Below are 17,882 nucleotides of genomic sequence, written 5' to 3' on the forward strand. Positions count from 1 at the left end.
GGTGGCATAGTTTAAAATGCCTTTTCTCGGATCGCTATCATTAATGAAAAAAATATGACGCAAATTGTTCTGGCTTCAACTTCGCCATACCGTCGAGAGCTACTAGAAAAGCTCGGTATCCCCTTTACTACCGCGTCTCCACAGGTCGATGAAACGCCGATTCCCGGTGAGAATGCCCGCCAGCTGGTCGTGCGACTGGCGCAAGCAAAAGCACAGGCGTTGAGCAAGGAATATCCAAATCATCTGATTATCGGTTCAGATCAGGTCTGCGTTTTAGAGGGAAAAATCGTCGGAAAGCCGCACACCGAAGAAAAAGCAGTGGAACAATTGCTTACTGCCCGCAACAGTATTGTCACTTTTTATACCGGGTTGGCGCTTTATAATTCAGCATCCGGAAATTTACAGGTGATTTGCGAACCTTTTGATGTTCATTTTCGTCATCTGAGTGAACAAGAAATCCGCAATTACGTGCGAAAAGAACAGCCGTTACAGTGCGCTGGAAGTTTTAAGAGTGAAGGTTTGGGGATCACATTATTCGACAGACTGTCCGGTAAGGATCCGAACACCCTGGTTGGGCTGCCGTTAATTAGCTTGTGCGAGATGCTCAACAACGAGGGATGTAACCCTTTACTCATATAGCTGACTTAGAGTGGAGACACCTTCGCGCCTCCACTCTAAACGGTTAGCCCGCGTTGCGTAACACCGTAAGACAGCGTTTCAATTGCTCATCCAGCGGCGCTTCAACACGCATAACTTCACCGGTATTGGGATGGGTGAAACGCAATGCTGCGGCATGCAAGAACAAACGATTCAGGCCAGTGCCTGCGAGTTGCTTATCAAATTCGCGATCGCCATAGCGATCATCGAACGCAATGGGGTGCCCGGCATGCAGCGTGTGCACGCGAATCTGATGGGTTCGCCCGGTGATTGGGCTGCAACGTACTAATGTGGCGAAAGCATAACGCTCTTCCACTTTAAAACGTGTTTCTGACGGTTTGCCTTCACTGTTGACGCGTACAATACGCTCACCGCTCTGCAAAATATTTTTTAGCAACGGAGCCTGCACCGCTTTGACATGCGACTGCCATTGGCCACGTACCAGCGCCAGGTAATCCTTCTGCATACCCTTTTCACGCAACTGCTCGTGCAGTGAACGCAGGGCGGAGCGTTTCTTCGCCACCAGCAAAATGCCCGATGTATCACGGTCAAGACGATGCACAAGTTCAAGGAAACGCGCTTCCGGGCGCAACGCACGCAAGCCTTCAATCACACCAAAGCTCAAGCCACTGCCACCGTGAACCGCAGTACCTGAAGGTTTATTCAATACCAGGATGTGATCATCTTCATAAATAATCGCATCCGTCAGCGCGGCGACTTTTTGTAGATGTGGCGATACGGCTTGTTCTTCACGTTCGGCGACGCGAACCGGCGGAATACGAATTTCGTCGCCATCCTGGATTTTATATTCAGGCTTAATGCGTTTTTTATTCACGCGCACTTCGCCTTTACGCAAAATGCGATAAATCATACTTTTCGGCACGCCCTTCAGGCGGGAGAGCAAAAAGTTATCGATACGCTGCCCAGCTTCATCAGAAGAAATGGCAACGATTTGTACTGAAGGTGTCGGAGTTTTCATGGTCGGCGATTCTAAATAGCGTGCGCGCATAGCGCCACTCATTTTTATGTGCTTAACTGAGAATCTGCCTGGTTTTAAGTCGCCTGACTGCCCTTTTTCAGATTTCTGCGACATGCAGCGAAAAAGTGAGTTAAAAAACTGTAAGAAACGAGGCATCAAAGGCAAAAGTCATCTTGCTATAATAAGGTTAGCAATGGAATAATGTTGCGGTTTTCCGTGTTGATACTTGTTAGAACAAGGAATTTTGCGGAATTACCAGTTTTGCCTGAACGTCCATCCACGCAGCAATGGCGTAAGACGTATTGTACCTTCAGGCAGTTAGCGGGCTGCGGGTTGCAGCCTGACCGGTAAATTGGAATCAACTCTTAAGAAATATTCTAAGGTTATTCCCACGATAATTGCGCTGTATTTCCGTATGAAATACAGGCTACCGACACTTTGCGCCTCTCAGCAAGCGACAACCGTGAGGTTGGCGACTTAGCGTTTAGTCACGAGGCCATCGGTTCACTCCCGGTCAGCGTCACCATGCCCGTAGCTTTGTCACCAATGTAAGAATAATGAGTAAGTTACGATGAAAAGAATGCTAATAAACGCGACTCAGCAAGAAGAGTTGCGTGTCGCCCTTGTAGATGGGCAACGTCTGTACGATCTGGATATTGAAAGTCCTGGACACGAACAGAAAAAAGCCAACATCTATAAAGGCAAAATCACCCGTATTGAACCAAGTCTGGAAGCGGCATTTGTAGATTACGGCGCGGAACGTCATGGTTTCCTTCCTCTTAAAGAAATTGCCCGCGAATACTTCCCGTCTAATTATTCATCACATGGTCGTCCGAACATTAAAGATGTTCTGCGTGAAGGCCAGGAAGTGATTGTCCAGATTGATAAAGAAGAACGTGGTAATAAAGGCGCAGCCTTAACCACCTTTATTAGTCTGGCAGGAAGTTATTTAGTACTGATGCCAAATAACCCACGTGCTGGTGGTATTTCCCGCCGCATCGAAGGTGACGATCGTACTGAATTGAAAGAAGCCCTTTCCTCTCTGGAACTACCAGATGGCATGGGTCTGATTGTACGTACTGCTGGCGTGGGTAAATCCGCTGAAGCACTGCAATGGGATTTAAGCTTCCGTCTGAAGCACTGGGAAGCGATTCAAAAAGCGGCAGAAAATCGCCCTGCTCCATTCCTTATCCATCAGGAAAGCAACGTTATTGTACGTGCTTTCCGCGATTACCTGCGTCAGGACATCGGTGAAATTCTTATCGATAACCCGAAAGTACTCGAACTGGCTCGCCAGCATATCGGTGCTCTGGGTCGCCCTGATTTCAGCAGCAAAATTAAGCTCTACACCGGTGAAATCCCGCTGTTTAGCCACTACCAAATTGAGTCGCAGATTGAATCCGCTTTCCAGCGCGAAGTTCGTCTGCCATCCGGTGGTTCGATTGTTATCGACTCCACTGAAGCGTTAACCGCCATCGACATCAACTCCGCGCGCGCAACTCGCGGTGGTGACATCGAAGAAACGGCGTTCAATACCAACCTTGAAGCGGCTGATGAAATCGCGCGCCAACTGCGTCTGCGTGACCTCGGTGGTTTGATTGTTATCGACTTCATCGACATGACCCCTGTGCGCCACCAGCGTGCGGTAGAAAACCGTCTGCGTGAAGCTGTCCGTCAGGACAGAGCTCGTATCCAGATTAGCCATATCTCTCGCTTTGGCCTGCTGGAAATGTCTCGTCAGCGTCTCTCCCCTTCTTTGGGCGAGTCCAGCCACCACGTCTGCCCGCGCTGTAGCGGTACAGGCACGGTGCGTGACAACGAATCCATGGCACTCTCCATTCTGCGTCTGATTGAAGAAGAAGCGCTGAAAGAGAATACCCAGGAAGTTCATGCGATTGTTCCGGTGCCGATTGCGTCTTACCTGCTGAACGAAAAACGTGATGCAGTTAGCGCGATTGAAACCCGTCAGGGCGGCGTGAAAGCCATCATCGTTCCTAACGATCAGATGGAAACACCACACTACTCCGTACTGCGCGTGCGCAAAGGCGAAGAAACTAAAACGCTGAGCTACATGCTGCCTAAGCTGCATGAAGAAGAGATGGCGATGCCTTCTGATGAAGAGTACGCCGAGCGTAAACGCCCAGAGCAACCTGCGCTCGCGACCTTCGTGATGCCAGACGTGCCGCCAGCACCGCCAGAATCTGCACCGGTAGCCACACCAGCTCCTGCTGCTAAACCTGCGGTCGCGAAAACGGCAACAGCTGAGCAACCTGGCTTGATTAGCCGCTTCTTCGGTGCGCTGAAAAACCTGTTCGCAGGCGAAGCGACTACTGAAAGCAAAGAAGTTCAGGAAGCGAAACCGGCTGAGACTGAAGGCCAGCGTCAGGGTCAGGGTCAGGATCGTCGTAATAACCGTCGCCAGAACAACCGTCGTGACCGTAACGATCGTGGCGATCGCAACAACCGCGATCGTGATAACCGTGGCGAAAGCCGTGGTGAAAATCGCAGCGAAAATCGTGATAATCGTGATAATCGTGAGCCGCGCGAAAACCGCGATCGCGACGATAACCGCCGTAATCGCCGCCAGGGTCAGCAGCAAAATGCTGAAGTCCGTGAAAACCGCCCGGCCGTTGCTGAAGAAGCTGAAAAGCCTAAAGCACGCGACGAGCAGCAGCCACGTCGTGAACGCAACCGTCGTCGTAGCGATGACAAACGCCAGGCACAGCAGGAAGTTAAAGTTCTGCAGCGCGATGAACCGGTAGAAGTTGAAGCTGATACCGAGCAGGAAGAACGCGTCCAGGTGATGCCTCGCCGTAAGCAACGTCAATTGAGCCAGAAAATTCGTTTCGAATCTGCAGCAGATTCCGTAACTGAAACTGTGACAACTCCAGACGTAGCCGAAGTGACCGCTGCACCTGCTGCACGTACCGAACTGGCGACGATTCCGTTACCAGCAGTTATCGAGAAACCCGTTGTTGAGCATGATGACAACAACGATTCACGTAACGATTCTAACGGTATGCCGCGTCGCTCTCGCCGTTCCCCACGTCACTTGCGTGTCAGTGGTCAACGTCGCCGTCGTTATCGTGATGAACGTTACCCAACGCAGTCACCGATGCCATTGATCGTTGCTTGTGCTTCTCCTGAACTTGCTTCTGGTAAAGCCTGGATCAGCTACCCGGTTGCCCGTTCCCAGGAAGATTCGCAGTACGAGAATCACGTTGATCATGCTCCAGTCTTTGTTTCTCACGAGCAAGAGCCTGTAGAAGTGATTATTGTTCCGCCAGTCGTTCAGGCAGCAGCGCAACCTGTAGCGGTTGAACCGGCACACGTTGAAACCACGCATCCAGAAGTGATTGCGGCTTCTGTCACTGAGCAGCCACATCTGATTGCCACTGAAGACGACGTTGTTGCTGAACAAGTGATTGACGAAGTTACGCCAGCTCAGGATGACGTTGCAGTTGAAACGCATCAACAGCAGGCAGCAGCAGTGGCTGAAGTTGCTCCAGTCGTAGTTGAAGAAACTACGCCAGAGGCTCCGGTAGAAGAAGTTAAGCCGGCAGTGACAGAGACTAAAGCTGAAGAGACTCCGGTTGCAGAAACCAAAGCTGAAGAGACGCCAGTTGAGAAAACTGTTGTAGCAGAAACTGTGGTTCCTGAAGTGAAAGCTGCACAGCCTGTTGTTGCTCATGTGACTAAACATGCAGCCGCGCCGATGACTAAAGCTCCGGCACCGGAATATACTCCGGAAGCACCACGCCAGAGCGATTGGGTACGCCCAACATATGAGTTCAGTGGCCGCGGTTCTGCTGGTGGAAACAGCGCAACTCACCAGGCAACAGCTCCAGCTACACGCCCGCAAAGCGCTGAATAATCGCTAAGCGTTGCGAAAAAGCCGGTCAGGAAACTGACTGGCTTTTTTATTTCTGAGAGTCTTGTGGGATAAGGCAAAAAAAAGCCCACTTCGGGGTAATGAAGTGGGCACATAAAGCGCACCCAGTTTCATGGCACGCCCCAAACGGTAAAGCTACTATTTATTCAGCTGGAACAAAGACATCCCCTGCATATCACTGAATGCTTTGTAAGACGCCTGAAGTGCTGCCTGCTGCATCACATAGGAAGATATCGCCGAGTTCCAGTCTACATCCACCAAATCACTCATTTGCTGCGACTGTCCCAACGCACGGTCATTACCTAAATCATCAAGCTTATCCAGCTCATTAAGCTGTGTGCCTAACTCTGCACGCACGGTCAGAACGTTATTAAGGGAGTTTTTCAGCCCACGGTTGGTTTTATCGATAGCCGCGGTTAAAAGATCTTTGTCGGCATCATCCAGGCCTTCAGCGGGTTTTCTCAGGGTGGCAATCGCAGAATCAAGCATGTTGAACAGATTGGTTTCCGAGTCACTGCCATCGGGTTCCGGCACCGCATTACTGGTCAGCGAGTTGAACACTTGCGTGCCTGTGTGGCCAATCGTCATGCTGCGTGCGGCATCAACAGACTGGGTCACAGCAGTACCACCGCCCGTATAAACGATGCTGTTTGCCCCACCGCTAAACGGTGCAGAATCCGTTTTATAGCCTGCAAAAATAAAACGCCCGTTGCCATCTGTGCTGTTGGCAAGGTTGAGGATCTGATTGCGGACACCTTCCAGATCGGTAGCCAGTGAAGCACGATCGTCATCGCTTAACGTACCGTTACCGGCGTTAACGATTTTCTCCTGCGCAGACTGAATCGCCGTGGTCACCTGCCCCAGTACGTTCTCTTCCAGCGACACTTTCTGTGTCGCAAAAGTACGAGCCAGCGCGTACTGGCTGTTTTGAGCCTGAGCCTGAGACAACACCACCGCTTGCGATGCGGCAATCGGGTCATCAGAAGGTTTAGTGACACGTTTACCCGTCGACATTTGCTCGCCGTAGCGCAGCCACTCACTTTGTGCGTTGGTCACGCCACGCATGTTTTGCTGGTACATCATTGCGGTACTGATACGCATACGCCAGATTCCTTAATTAACGGATGGACAGTAACGCATCAAACAGAGTTGATGCCGTCTGAAGAACCTGGGCATTCGCCAGGTAATACTGTTGGAAACGCTGCAAGTTACCGTACTCTTCGTCAAGGTTGACACCAGAGATGGACTGCTGTTGGTTACTCAACTGCGTGACCACATTATCTTGCGTGGTACTGGTGACTTTCAGCGTGCTGGTTTTGTTACCCACATCACTCACCAGGCTGGCATAGGCATCGTTAAACGATTTGTTGCCGTTGACGACTTTACTGCTCTGCAAATCCAACAGCGCCTGAGCATTACGGTTGTCGCTATCGCCACCCGAAGGATTGGCCGCTAATGCCAATTCACTTTCGTCGCTAATTAAGACGTTCATATTCACCACAACATCTGAAACCGGCTTAATAACGAAACTGTCATTCTTGGTCGCTGGCGTACCGCTAATGTCGATTTTTAAGCCGTCGAAACTCAGGCTCTTGTTGCCACTGCCATCAACGGCCTCGGTTGCGGTGAATTTCTTATTGTCCGACAAGCGAGTGATTTCCCAGTCAGGATCGTTAAACACAGCTTTATAGTCGCTGGCCTGAACCGCTTTGCTGTCAGTGACTTGTGCAGTCAGTACTGTCGATTGAGAGGCATTTTTACTGTTGCTTAAAACAGACGGGCCGCCGTAATCAAAGAAATCTTTCCCCACCGCGCCATTGGCATCAATGCCCGCGCTGTGCTGCTGATTAATCGCATCAGAGAACGCTAAAGCTAACTGCCCGAGGCGGTTACGCGCGCTGTCCAAATCCTGAGAACGGAAAGTCAACATGCCGCCAAGCGAGCCATTCTTCAGCTGGCTTTCAGGGATTTCAGTGGTGCCAGAAACCGGGTCAACATACGCCACAGTAATGCGTGACGGGTCAGAACTGGAGCCGACAGCCGCCAGTTGATTAGCTTTGTCGCCTTGCACCAGGGTTAAACCGTTGGCGATCGACACGTTATACGAGCCACCGTCCTGCACACTGACTTCAACACCGACAATCTGGTTAAGCTGGCTAACCAACTGGTCGCGCTGATCGAGCAAATCGTTTGGTGATGCGCCCGCGCCCACACCGGTAAGGCGTGAAATCTGATTATTCAGATTCGCAATCTGGCTGGCGTAATTATTGATTTGTTCCACGCTGCTCTGGATAGCGGTATTCACCTGCTTATCCTGGTCGCGCAGATACTGATCCGTCACCTTAAACTGGTTTACCAGGCCGCTGGCATTGCCAAGCAACGCCTGGCGAGCAGCCGGGTCTTCAGAATTACTGACCAGCGTTTGCAGGCCAGTAAAGAAACTTTGCATGGTGGTGGCGAGGGTGTTGGTGCTACCCGACAGCATATTGTCGATTTTCGACATTTGCTGATACTGAGTACTCAGACCACTGCTTTGCGTCTGTGCCGCGCGCAGTTGGTTAGTGATGAACGCATCATATTCACGTTGCACACCGCTGACTTGCACACCGTTGCCAATCCATCCTCCAGCACCCAGCGTACTTTTCGACTGAGATAACACGGTAGTCTGGCGGGTATAGCCTGTGACGTTGTAATTAGAAATGTTGTTACTGACAGTATTCAGTGCCGCCTGGGCAGCACCCAGGCCACTCATGGCACTGTTAATCAGGCTACTGGACATGAAATTTCCTTAGCGCATTAATCACGGTTCCTGTCAGTAAGTATCGGCAGTTCCCGGCAGGACTTGAGTATTTAATAGTGTGAACTTAGAAGAGATTAGACAGGTCGTTGCTATACGCTTTCGCCACTTTCTCACCCATCGCTTTCATCTGCTGAATCATGCCCGTCAGCTTACGGGCATAGTTCGGATCGGTGGCGTACCCCGCATTTTGCAACGCTTGTGCGCCCTGTTCTGCGGTATTGGCATTAGTCACGGCGGCGTAACGCGGGTTGCGTGTCAACAAGCCGACGTAATCAGAAAGCGCCTCCAGATAAGAGCTATACACGCGGAACTTGGCTTTTACCTTTTTCGCTTCACCGTTTTCATATTCGGTGGTGGTGATTTCAGTCACCTCCCCTTTCCAGCTACTGCTGGCTTTGACGCCAAACAGGTTAAAACTCGGCTCACCTTTTTCAGTCAGAATTTGCCGTTGCCCCCAGCCTGACTCCAGCGCAGCTTGCGCCAGAATCAAGTGATGAGGAATGCCGCTCTGTTCACTGGCAAGGCGTGCTGGTAACGAAAGCTGCGCCAGGAAGTCTTTGCTATCACCGGTTAGCGGTTCTTCGTTAGACGGTGCTTTCGGGATGGCCTGACGCACCATTTGCGTGATGGTCTGGTTCTGGAAGCTGGTCACCGTCTGCATATCAAACTTCATCGGTACTTTGCCAGCCTCTTCCGATGGGTCAGCATTGCCGCCCATTTGCTCCACCATCATGTCCGCCAGCCCAAGGCCTTTTGCGCTGAGCTGTTGGGCAATTTGCTGGTCATAGATGCTGGTGTACATGCGCGTTTGCTCACTGCTGAACAAGCCATCTTTCGGCAGCGCCTCGCGCATGCTTTTCAGCATCATCTGCACGAACATCCCTTCCACCTGGCGGGCAACCGACTTCATGTTGCCTTTCGGATCTTGCCCTGTTTTGGCTTTTAACTCGTTAAGAGAGTTAGCATCCCACGCCGCATTCGCCAGTGATTGGGACTCGTTAAGCATCAGATAATTTCCACTTTGGCCCGCAAACAACCCGCGGTTTGCATAGATTGCAGAATCGACATCAACTCCATTGGTGATGCGCCCAGCGTGTTCAAAGCACGAACCACGGTGTTCAGGTTGGCACTGGCGTTAACCCGTTGCAGCGCCCCGCCATTCTGGCGCAAGTCGATTTGCGTTTGCGGGGTGACAACAGTTTGACCGCCACCAAATGGTGTATCCGGCTGGCTCACCTGTGCCTGGCGGTTGACTGTCACCGACAAGTTGCCCTGCGCCACCGCACAAGTATTCAGTGTCACTTCCTGGTTCATCACCACCGAACCGGTACGTGAGTTGATAATCACTTTGGCGTCCTGTGCTGGCAGGTTCACTTCCAGGTTCTGAATATCGGCCAGCAAACGCACTTGCGAGCTGTTGCCGGTTGGGACACGAATCTGGATGGTGCGAGCATCAATCGCCGACGCGCTGCCAAAGCCACGCGAACGGTTAATGGTGTCGGTAATTTGCTGCGCCAGCGTGAAATCATCATTGTTCAGTTGCAGGCTGATGAGATTGCCTGAACCAAACGTTCCCGGTAATTCACGTTCGATGATCGCGCCATTGGTGATACGCCCGCCATTCAGTTGGTTCACCTGAACGCTGCTGCCACCCGCAGAAGCCCCCGCACCGCCGACCAGAATATTGCCTTGCGCCAGGGCATAAACCTGGTTGTCGACCCCTTTCATTGGCGTCATCAGCAATGTGCCGCCGCGCAAGCTTTTGGCGTTACCCATTGAAGAAACCACCACATCAATATTTTGCCCCGAGCGGGCAAACGCCGGGTACTTAGCCGTCACCATGACCGCAGCCACGTTTTTGAGCTGCATATTGGTGCCCGCAGGAACGGTAATCCCCAACTGCGAAAGCATGTTGTTCATGGTTTGCGTGGTGAACGGCGTTTGTGTGGTCTGGTCACCCGTTCCGTCAAGGCCAACCACCAGGCCATAACCAATCAGGGAGTTTTCACGCACGCCCTGAACCGTGGTCAGGTCGCGGATACGGTCAGCCTGCGCTAGCGTTGCCACCAGCATCAGCAATCCGAATAAATATCTGGTCATAAATCCCTCGCTTACATCGGCGATAAATTAAGGAAGAAGCGTTGCATCCAGCCCATGTTCTGCGCTTCGTTGATATAGCCGTTTCCGACATATTCGATGCGCGCATCCGCCACTTGTGTGGACGGCACGGTGTTGGAGCCACTGATGGTGCGAGGATTGACCACACCGGAGAAACGAATAAATTCGGTGCCCTGGTTAATGGCTATCTGTTTTTCACCCACGACGTGCAGGTTGCCGTTTGCCAGCACCTGATCGACCGTCACGGTTAAGGTTCCGCTAAAGGTGTTACTGGCATTCGCCCCACCTTTACCGTTGAAACTGTTGCCGCCTTCCACATCCACATCGGCGCGGTTATTACCGAACAGACCTTCGAGATAGCGCGGCGTGACGTTAAAGCCAAAATTAGTTTTGCCATCACGGCTGGCATTCGCCGACGAACTCTTACTGGCACTGACATTTTCCTGAAGCTGGATCGTCAACGTATCGCCAACGTTACGTGGGCGGCGGTCTTCAAACAGCGGTTGATAGCCATAGTTCAGCGGTTGTGCCGTCTGGAAAATAGAGCCATTAACCACAGGTGCAGGGCCAGGCACAGGTTGGGCCGATGTTGCCCCTTCCACCAGCGGTTTAGTTGGCACCAGTGCACAGCCACTTGTGGAGAGCACCAGAAACATCACGATAGGACGAAGAACCATTGGGTTTTGCATTGCTTTCATCTTCAGGTCATTCAGATAACGACAGCCGGTGCGAAACACTCACACCGGCAAACGTCTTACAACTGCGTCAGCTTTTGCAGCATCTGGTCAGTGGTTGAAACGGCTTTAGAGTTGATTTCGTAAGCGCGCTGAACCTGGATCATATTCACCAGTTCTTCAGCCACGTTCACGTTAGAGGTCTCAACATACCCCTGATACAAAAGCCCTGCGCCATTCAGCCCAGGTGTGCTTTCGTTTGGCGTACCGGAAGACTGGGTTTCGGCATACAAGTTTTCACCCAGGCTTTCCAGACCCGTGTCATTCATAAAGGTGGTCAAATTCAGCTGCCCCACCTGAACCGGCTGTGCCTGCCCCTGTTGCGTCACGCTCACAATACCGTCACGTCCAACGGTAATGGTGAGTGCATTAGCAGGGATAGTGATCGCTGGCTGAACCTGGAAACCGCCCGCGGTGACCAGTTGGCCGTTCTGGTCGACCTGGAAAGAACCATCGCGGGTATAGGCACTAGTGCCGTCCGGCAATTGCACCTGGAAAAAGCCCTGGCCTTTAATCGCCACATCTTTGCTGTTGTTGGTCTGCGACAGGTTGCCCTGGCTGTGCAGGCGCTCGGTAGCCACCGGACGCACACCCGTACCAATCTGCAAACCGGACGGTAATGTGGTCTGTTCAGAAGATTGCGCACCAGGCTGGCGAATCGTCTGGTAAAGCAAGTCTTCAAACACCGCGCGTTGACGCTTAAAACCATTGGTGGAGACGTTTGCCAGGTTGTTGGCAATCACATCCATGTTGGTTTGCTGGGCATCAAGACCGGTTTTAGCGATCCATAAAGAACTGATCATTTTTGATTCCTGTTAGATCTGTATTTCGTTTGTCGGATGAGGCTTCGCTTATCCGACCTACAAAAACCGTTCGGCTATCAACTCATCGCCAACAACTGATTGGCGCGCTGCTCGTTTTCATCAACGCTTGAAATAATCTTCATTTGCATCTCAAAACGACGGGCGTTCTCAATCATGTCGGTCATGGCTTCGACGGGCTTAACGTTGCTGCCTTCCAGCACGCCAGGCATCAACGAGATGCTGGCATCCGCCTGCAACGTGGCACCACGCGTAGCTTGCGCCAGCGCACTCGGGCGGAAGAAACCGTCATCACCGCGCACCACTTCCTGGCCGGTGGCTTTCACCAGTTTCAGGCGGCCAATCGGTGCCACGGTATTCGGCTGGTCACCCGCGTTCAGTGCAGAAATAGTACCATCTGCCGCGATAGTCAGTTGCGCGCCCTGAGGCACAGCAATCGGGCCACCTTCTCCCATCACCGGTTGCCCACCGATGGCCAGTTGCCCGGCAGGGCTAACCTGCATATTGCCGTTACGGGTATAAGCTTCAGTACCATCAGCACTTTGTACCGCCAGCCAGCCATCTTGTTGCAGGGCAACATCCAGCGGGCGTTGGGTGTAATCAAGCTGACCTTGCGACATATCCACGCCAGGCGTTGAAGCCGTCACCAGGGTGCGCGTCGGCAACGAAAGCCCTTCTATTGGCACCGAACGCAATGCGGTTAGCTGTGCGCGAAAGCCCGGTGTTGAAGCATTTGCCAGGTTGCTGGCAGTCACCGCTTGTTGATTCAGCGTCTGACTGGCCGCACCCATGGCGGTATAAATTGCGTGATCCATTAAGCTATCCCGTCAGTGCTTAACGCAGGTTAACCAGGGTGTTGAGGATCTGATCCTGGGTTTTGATGGTCTGCGCATTCGACTGGTAGTTACGCTGCGCGACAATCATGTTGACCAGTTCTTTACTCAGGTCGACGTTCGAAGACTCCAGCGCACCGTTGGTCAGGGTGCCGAAGTTACCGGAACCCGCCGTTCCCAGCAGCGCCACGCCAGAAGAATTGGACGCAGACCACACGTTGTTGCCCTCAGAGGACAAACCTTCCGGGTTGGCAAAATTCGACAGCACAATCTGGCCTAACAATTGGGTTTGCTCGTTGGAGTAATTGCCAACAAGGGTGCCGTCTTCGTTAATCTGGTAGCTCACCAGGTCGCCTGGCTTATAGCCATTTTGATTCGCGGCAACAATGTTGTTGGAGCCGGTGTTTTGCTGCATCGAGTTCAGGAAGCTCAGATCAAATGTCGCCGGAGTCGCACCATTGATAGTCCCGGTGGTCAGGGAGTTAGTGCCACCTGAAATCAGCGTGCCATTTGGGCTAAATACCATCGATGCGCCTTTGGTCGCTGGGCTACCCGCCACGCTGCTATCCTGGGTATATACATCCCAGGTGTTCGCCGTCGTCGATTTCACAAAAAAGACGTTCATATCATGGGCGTTACCCTGGCTGTCATAGACAGTGATAGAACCTTTCTTGTTGTAGGTATCGGAATCTGTCGCGCTGAACGGGGTTTTCGTTGGCGTTGGGTCGGTAGAGTTCAGGTTGATCTGCATCGACGCCGTGGTGGTGGTTTTCGCCGCCATCAAGGTATTTGGCACAGCCAGCCCAACTGGGTTTGCGCCTTCCTGAATCGTTGGCGGCGTACCGGTTGCCGGGTAACCGGTCAACTGCATCCCCTGCATGTTCACCAGATTGCGATTCTCGTCCAGTTTGAACTGGCCGTTACGGCTGTAATACACCGAGCCATTGGTATCGACCAGGCGGAAGAAACCATTCTGGCTAATCGCCACATCCAGGCCACGGCCGGTGTTAGTGGTGGTGCCGTCGTTAAAGTCCTGGGTAATGCCCGCAACTTTTACGCCGAGGCCCACTTTGGAGCCGGCAAACATATCGGCAAAAGAAACGGTGCCGGATTTAAAACCGTAAGTGGCGGAGTTGGCAATGTTGTTACCAATCACGTCGAGGTTGGTGGCCGCAGCATTCAATCCGCTGACCGCTTGAGAAAAGCCCATGTTTTACTCCTGCAAGGGTTGAAGGCTTAAATAATCTGCCTGATGTCGTCGAGGGTGGAGGTGCCGTAAGTTCCGAGGTCGAGCAAGGTCGTACCATTACTGAGTGTCACGCCATTGACCAACGCAAAATTCAGCGGTTGAGCCACCAGTTGTGTCCCGCCATTACTGGCGTTGATAGCGACGTTATAGGCCCCGTCCGGTGCGGTGGTGCCGTCCGTCATGCTGCCATCCCAGGTAAAGGTATGGACGCCTGCGCTAAGCGCCCCCACATCGAGAGTACGCACCACTTTGCCGCTACTGTCGGTAATGGTGGCGGTGACTTTATCTGCGGCCTGTTGCAGCTCAACACCAAATGGCGTGGTCGCTTCGCTGCCTGCCAGAATTTTACTGCCAGGGATCATCACGCCGTGGCCAATCAAGGCGCTGGCCTGCACAGACTGGTTATTGGTCAACTGACCGGAAACCGAACCGAGCGTAGTATTGAGTTTTTCAATGCCGCTCACGGTGCTGATTTGCGCCAGTTGCGTAGTCAATTCATTGTTTTGCAGAGGGTTGGTTGGGTCTTGGTTTTTCAGCTGCGCGACCAACAGCGTCAAAAAACTACTTTGCAGGTCAGCGGCGTTGCTGCCTGTCAGATTATTGTTACCCGAAGTCGCACTGACACCACTGGTGGTGGTGTCATTCATATTAACGGCGATGCCCATCAATCACTCCTTATTGACCCAGCGTCAGGGTTTTCAACATCATGCTTTTCACGGTGTTGAGGACTTCGACGTTGGCCTGATAGCTGCGTGACGCCGACATGCTGTTGACCATCTCACCCACCACATCCACATTCGGCATCCGCACATAACCTTTGGCATCAGCCAACGGGTTACCCGGCTGGAACACCAGTTTGTCCGGTGCCTGGCTCTCTTCAACGCCCGTCACTTTTACGCCACCCGTTTCAGCCCCCGGAGCGGCATCAACCTGGAAAATAACCTGCTTAGCGCGATAAGGCTGTCCGTCAGGGCCGGTGGCACTATCGGCGTTAGCCAGGTTACTCGCCGCCACGTTCATCCGCTTGGATTGGGCCGTCATCGCAGAGCCTGCGATATCAAAAATATTCAGTAATGCCATCTATTAGCCACCCTGTTGCAGCACCGACATCATGCCCTTGATTTGGCCACCGAGAACCGTAAGGTCGGACTGGTATTTCAGGCTGTTATCGGCAAATTGTGTACGCTCGCGGTCCATATCGACGGTGTTACCATCCATCGATGGCTGGTCCGGAACGCGGTAAAGAAGATCAAGCGAAGGTGCTGAGTGTGTTGCCGCAGGGATATGGCGCGCGGACGTGAGCGCAAGCGCAACACCGCTGCCTTCGGCACGACCCCGTTCCATCACTTTTTTCATTTCACTGGCAAAATCAATATCGCGAGCCTGATAGCCCGGGGTATCCGCATTGGCGATATTTGCTGCCAGAATTTCCTGACGCTGGGCGCGCAAATTTATCGCTTCTTGCTGAAATCGCAGCGCGGCATCCAGTTTGTCTAGCATGTTCCCTCCGCATAATTAGGATTTGTCCGACAGCTTAAAGCTCCTTACGCGTGCGTTATCGTTGGAATAGACGCAAAATGCGTCGCTATTTGTCGCCTTGATCATTTCGCTGTGCAGTTAAAATCACTGCCACCTGAACAAGGAGAAACGTCATGACCGGTCTGAAAATCTGGAGCACCATTGCCCTTTTGCTGGCTTGCCCGCAGGCATTAGCCAGCATTCTGGATGCGCCGTTGAGCCAGTTTTTCCAGCAGCGCCTGGCGGGCATGAGTGATGAAGTGTCGGTAATAGTCAAAACGCCTGATGCGCAATTACCTCCCTGCCCACTCCCTGATTTTTCTATGCCGGGGAATAGCCGCCTGTGGGGAAACGTGAGCGTGATGGCGCGCTGCGGTAACGACAAACGCTACATACAGGCCCAGGTGCAGGCCACCGGAAATTACGTTGTAGCCGCGCAGCCATTACCGCGCGGTAGCGTCATAGATGCAGGCCAGCTTCAGCTCAAACGTGGACGGCTCGATCAACTGCCACCACGCGCTATGCTCGATATCAACCAGGCCAGCAGTGCCGTGACGCTGCGCGACATCGCCGCAGATCAACCGATTCTGCTGTCAATGGTGCGCCAGACATGGCGAGTCAAAGCCGGGCAGCAGGTGCAAGTGGTCGCCGCGGGTGAAGGATTTAGCGTCAATAGCCAGGGCAAGGCACTGAATAATGCCGCCGTGGCACAGAATGCACGGGTACGAATGAGTTCGGGTCAGATAGTCAGCGGAGTCGTCGACACGGATGGGAATATTCTGATTAACTTATAAAATTCCGTTAGGGATTAAGAAGGTTTTAAAGGTTCCGTGATGTCTGCCGATAGTGTATTAACAGATGATAGATATTACCCCTCGATGAGGAATTAATAATGAGCATTGATCGCACGTCGCCTTTGAAACCGGTAAGCACTGTACAACCACGCGAAACGCCAGAAGCGCCGATTCAAAAGAGCCAACTGGAAAAAAGCACCACCCCGAAAAGCACCAATGTGACACTCAGTGACGCACAGGCTAAGTTAATTCAGCCGGGTAGCAGGGATATCAATATGGAACGCGTTGAAGCACTCAAAACAGCGATCCGTAACGGTGAGCTGAAAATGGATACCGGCAAGATCGCCGATGCGTTAATCCAGGAAGCTCAAAGCTCTATCTTGAGTAAATAATGGCATGAATCGTCTGTTAGAAGTGATGGATCAAATGACTGCGGTACTCAACTCTCTTAAAGAGGTGATGGACGCTGAGCAACAACAATTATCAGCAGGCCATGTGAATGGCAGTGCATTACAACGTATCACTGAAGATAAAAGCTCATTGTTAGCGACGCTTGATTATCTTGAGCAGCAGCGTCGTGCCGCACAGAAAGTCGAAAGTATCGGCAGCACTGATATTAGCCAACGTTGGCAGACGATTACGCAAAAAACACAGCACTTACGTGATATTAACCAGCATAACGGTTGGTTATTAGAGGACCAGTTAGCGCGCAATGAACAAGCGCTTGCGGTACTCAAACCACATCAGGAACCGAACCTCTACGGTGCCGATGGACAAGCAACGACAGTCAGTCGCGGTGGCAAAAAAATAACGATTTAAGTTCACCCTCATCCCGACCTTCTCCCAGAGGGAGAAGGGGAACCATATGCATCCCCTCTCCTTCAAGGAGAGGGTTAGGGTGAGGATTGTTTAGCCTTAACGAGGCAATGCCTTCAAAATCTTCATCGTTGTATCCACATCAATTTCATCTTCCGAAAAAATTAACGTTGATCCCTGGAAGGTGGTCACCGCCAGTTTCTTCAGCGTACGCATTTCGCCCGGCTTAGGTTCTGCTTTCGGGCGAATGCTGTTCATCAGCGCGCCAACAGACAGCACCGCGTTCTCTTTATCAATCTTGGTTTCGGCTGGCACTTCTTCGCTGTAAACCAGGAAGGATTTAATCGCCGTGATTTTGATGCGCTCGCCAGCAATAAAGATGTATTTGCTGTCTGGCTCAACTTTCACCGAAAAAGCTGATAAGCCTTTGTTGTTGGTGGTTGGCTCAAAAGTCACCGAGGCATCTTTCTTAATCAGCTCAGGGTTGGCGACCTTAATCACATGAAAATAACGATTGTCACCGTTTTCATCTTTGATAAAACCGAAACCTTTATCTTCAAACCAGGTTGTGATTACTCCGTGCATCGCTATTACCGCCTAATTAATCGTTCAATATGTCAAATTTTTGCAGCGCGCAGTTTAATGCAGAACGCGCCTGGTACCTAGTCTGT

The 17,882-nt window shown here is 52.0% G+C and carries 18 protein-coding genes; 5 read left to right on the top strand and 13 right to left on the bottom strand.

What is annotated here, in order from left to right:
• The first annotated feature begins 54 nt into the window (after nucleotides 1–54).
• Nucleotides 55–639, top strand: a complete 585-nt coding sequence (locus D8682_RS06585) for a nucleoside triphosphate pyrophosphatase (RefSeq protein WP_121813862.1) — start codon at nucleotides 55–57, stop codon at nucleotides 637–639.
• Nucleotides 640–682: 43 nt separating this feature from the next.
• Here the strand turns inward: D8682_RS06585 and rluC are convergent, their stop codons facing one another.
• Nucleotides 683–1,636 carry a 23S rRNA pseudouridine(955/2504/2580) synthase RluC gene (gene rluC, locus D8682_RS06590; RefSeq protein ID WP_167558332.1) on the bottom strand — a complete coding sequence of 318 codons (954 nt, stop codon included), beginning with the start codon at nucleotides 1,634–1,636 and terminating at the stop codon, nucleotides 683–685.
• A gap of 571 nt (nucleotides 1,637–2,207) precedes the next feature.
• On the opposite strand from rluC, the gene rne reads away from it, so the two are divergent.
• Nucleotides 2,208–5,510, top strand: a complete 3,303-nt coding sequence (gene rne, locus D8682_RS06600) for a ribonuclease E (protein ID WP_121813863.1) — start codon at nucleotides 2,208–2,210, stop codon at nucleotides 5,508–5,510.
• A gap of 156 nt (nucleotides 5,511–5,666) precedes the next feature.
• On the opposite strand, the gene flgL is transcribed toward rne, so the two are convergent.
• The 11 genes from flgL to flgB form a co-directional block, all read right to left on the bottom strand.
• On the bottom strand, nucleotides 5,667–6,629 hold the full coding sequence (flgL, locus tag D8682_RS06605) for a flagellar hook-associated protein FlgL (RefSeq protein ID WP_064547830.1): 963 nt from the start codon (nucleotides 6,627–6,629) through the stop codon (nucleotides 5,667–5,669).
• A gap of 16 nt (nucleotides 6,630–6,645) precedes the next feature.
• Nucleotides 6,646–8,307: a flagellar hook-associated protein FlgK gene (gene flgK, locus D8682_RS06610; protein ID WP_064547832.1), complete on the bottom strand. Its 1,662-nt coding sequence runs from the start codon at nucleotides 8,305–8,307 to the stop codon at nucleotides 6,646–6,648.
• Nucleotides 8,308–8,392: 85 nt separating this feature from the next.
• Nucleotides 8,393–9,334, bottom strand: a complete 942-nt coding sequence (gene flgJ / locus D8682_RS06615; RefSeq protein ID WP_064547834.1) for a flagellar assembly peptidoglycan hydrolase FlgJ — start codon at nucleotides 9,332–9,334, stop codon at nucleotides 8,393–8,395.
• On the bottom strand, nucleotides 9,334–10,428 hold the full coding sequence (locus D8682_RS06620; RefSeq protein WP_064547836.1) for a flagellar basal body P-ring protein FlgI: 1,095 nt from the start codon (nucleotides 10,426–10,428) through the stop codon (nucleotides 9,334–9,336). Before D8682_RS06620 ends, flgJ begins: the two co-directional genes overlap by 1 nt.
• An 11-nt stretch (nucleotides 10,429–10,439) precedes the next feature.
• Entirely contained in the window at nucleotides 10,440–11,135 is a 696-nt protein-coding gene (locus D8682_RS06625; RefSeq protein ID WP_121815654.1) for a flagellar basal body L-ring protein FlgH, read from the bottom strand.
• 65 nt (nucleotides 11,136–11,200) lie between these two features.
• The gene (gene flgG / locus D8682_RS06630; RefSeq protein WP_064517889.1) at nucleotides 11,201–11,983 is read right to left on the bottom strand and encodes a flagellar basal-body rod protein FlgG; all 783 of its coding nucleotides are present in this window, start codon (nucleotides 11,981–11,983) and stop codon (nucleotides 11,201–11,203) included.
• A 77-nt stretch (nucleotides 11,984–12,060) separates the two neighbouring features.
• Complete coding sequence (locus D8682_RS06635) at nucleotides 12,061–12,816, bottom strand: flagellar basal body rod protein FlgF (protein ID WP_121813864.1); 756 nt, start codon at nucleotides 12,814–12,816, stop codon at nucleotides 12,061–12,063.
• A gap of 19 nt (nucleotides 12,817–12,835) precedes the next feature.
• Nucleotides 12,836–14,044 (bottom strand): flagellar hook protein FlgE, encoded by a 1,209-nt coding sequence (gene flgE, locus D8682_RS06640; protein ID WP_121813865.1) that lies wholly within the window; start codon nucleotides 14,042–14,044, stop codon nucleotides 12,836–12,838.
• Nucleotides 14,045–14,070: 26 nt separating this feature from the next.
• The gene (gene flgD / locus D8682_RS06645) at nucleotides 14,071–14,748 is read right to left on the bottom strand and encodes a flagellar hook assembly protein FlgD (protein ID WP_064547842.1); all 678 of its coding nucleotides are present in this window, start codon (nucleotides 14,746–14,748) and stop codon (nucleotides 14,071–14,073) included.
• 10 nt (nucleotides 14,749–14,758) lie between these two features.
• Nucleotides 14,759–15,163, bottom strand: coding sequence for a flagellar basal body rod protein FlgC (gene flgC / locus D8682_RS06650; RefSeq protein WP_121813866.1), 405 nt, complete (start codon nucleotides 15,161–15,163; stop codon nucleotides 14,759–14,761).
• A 3-nt stretch (nucleotides 15,164–15,166) separates the two neighbouring features.
• Nucleotides 15,167–15,583: a flagellar basal body rod protein FlgB gene (gene flgB / locus D8682_RS06655; protein WP_064547847.1), complete on the bottom strand. Its 417-nt coding sequence runs from the start codon at nucleotides 15,581–15,583 to the stop codon at nucleotides 15,167–15,169.
• A 152-nt stretch (nucleotides 15,584–15,735) separates the two neighbouring features.
• Here flgB and flgA point away from each other — a divergent pair, with 152 nt between their 5' ends.
• The 3 genes from flgA (at nucleotide 15,736) to flgN (ending at nucleotide 17,214) form a co-directional block, all read left to right on the top strand.
• Nucleotides 15,736–16,395, top strand: coding sequence for a flagellar basal body P-ring formation chaperone FlgA (gene flgA, locus D8682_RS06660; protein ID WP_121813867.1), 660 nt, complete (start codon nucleotides 15,736–15,738; stop codon nucleotides 16,393–16,395).
• 98 nt (nucleotides 16,396–16,493) lie between these two features.
• A complete protein-coding gene (flgM, locus tag D8682_RS06665) occupies nucleotides 16,494–16,787 on the top strand; it encodes a flagellar biosynthesis anti-sigma factor FlgM (protein ID WP_121813868.1) in 294 nt (97 codons plus the stop codon).
• Between the two features lie 4 nt (nucleotides 16,788–16,791).
• On the top strand, nucleotides 16,792–17,214 hold the full coding sequence (gene flgN / locus D8682_RS06670) for a flagella biosynthesis chaperone FlgN (protein ID WP_064547854.1): 423 nt from the start codon (nucleotides 16,792–16,794) through the stop codon (nucleotides 17,212–17,214).
• A 96-nt stretch (nucleotides 17,215–17,310) separates the two neighbouring features.
• Here the strand turns inward: flgN and D8682_RS06675 are convergent, their stop codons facing one another.
• On the bottom strand, nucleotides 17,311–17,802 hold the full coding sequence (locus D8682_RS06675) for a cold shock domain-containing protein (RefSeq protein WP_121813869.1): 492 nt from the start codon (nucleotides 17,800–17,802) through the stop codon (nucleotides 17,311–17,313).
• Between the last annotated feature and the right edge of the window lie 80 nt (nucleotides 17,803–17,882).

This window comes from Buttiauxella sp. 3AFRM03 (genome assembly GCF_003675305.1).
Taxonomy (GTDB): Bacteria; Pseudomonadota; Gammaproteobacteria; order Enterobacterales; family Enterobacteriaceae; genus Buttiauxella; species Buttiauxella ferragutiae.

Bases quoted from the DNA above. Each gene is read 5' to 3' on its own strand.
- D8682_RS06585 (WP_121813862.1), top strand. From the start codon at position 55: ATGACGCAAATTGTTCTGGCTTCAACTTCGCCATACCGTCGAGAGCTA.
- rluC (WP_167558332.1), bottom strand. From the start codon at position 1,636: ATGAAAACTCCGACACCTTCAGTACAAATCGTTGCCATTTCTTCTGAT.
- rne (WP_121813863.1), top strand. From the start codon at position 2,208: ATGAAAAGAATGCTAATAAACGCGACTCAGCAAGAAGAGTTGCGTGTC.
- flgL (WP_064547830.1), bottom strand. From the start codon at position 6,629: ATGCGTATCAGTACCGCAATGATGTACCAGCAAAACATGCGTGGCGTG.
- flgK (WP_064547832.1), bottom strand. From the start codon at position 8,307: ATGTCCAGTAGCCTGATTAACAGTGCCATGAGTGGCCTGGGTGCTGCC.
- flgJ (WP_064547834.1), bottom strand. From the start codon at position 9,334: ATGCTTAACGAGTCCCAATCACTGGCGAATGCGGCGTGGGATGCTAAC.
- D8682_RS06620 (WP_064547836.1), bottom strand. From the start codon at position 10,428: ATGACCAGATATTTATTCGGATTGCTGATGCTGGTGGCAACGCTAGCG.
- D8682_RS06625 (WP_121815654.1), bottom strand. From the start codon at position 11,135: ATGCAAAACCCAATGGTTCTTCGTCCTATCGTGATGTTTCTGGTGCTC.
- flgG (WP_064517889.1), bottom strand. From the start codon at position 11,983: ATGATCAGTTCTTTATGGATCGCTAAAACCGGTCTTGATGCCCAGCAA.
- D8682_RS06635 (WP_121813864.1), bottom strand. From the start codon at position 12,816: ATGGATCACGCAATTTATACCGCCATGGGTGCGGCCAGTCAGACGCTG.
- flgE (WP_121813865.1), bottom strand. From the start codon at position 14,044: ATGGGCTTTTCTCAAGCGGTCAGCGGATTGAATGCTGCGGCCACCAAC.
- flgD (WP_064547842.1), bottom strand. From the start codon at position 14,748: ATGGGCATCGCCGTTAATATGAATGACACCACCACCAGTGGTGTCAGT.
- flgC (WP_121813866.1), bottom strand. From the start codon at position 15,163: ATGGCATTACTGAATATTTTTGATATCGCAGGCTCTGCGATGACGGCC.
- flgB (WP_064547847.1), bottom strand. From the start codon at position 15,583: ATGCTAGACAAACTGGATGCCGCGCTGCGATTTCAGCAAGAAGCGATA.
- flgA (WP_121813867.1), top strand. From the start codon at position 15,736: ATGACCGGTCTGAAAATCTGGAGCACCATTGCCCTTTTGCTGGCTTGC.
- flgM (WP_121813868.1), top strand. From the start codon at position 16,494: ATGAGCATTGATCGCACGTCGCCTTTGAAACCGGTAAGCACTGTACAA.
- flgN (WP_064547854.1), top strand. From the start codon at position 16,792: ATGAATCGTCTGTTAGAAGTGATGGATCAAATGACTGCGGTACTCAAC.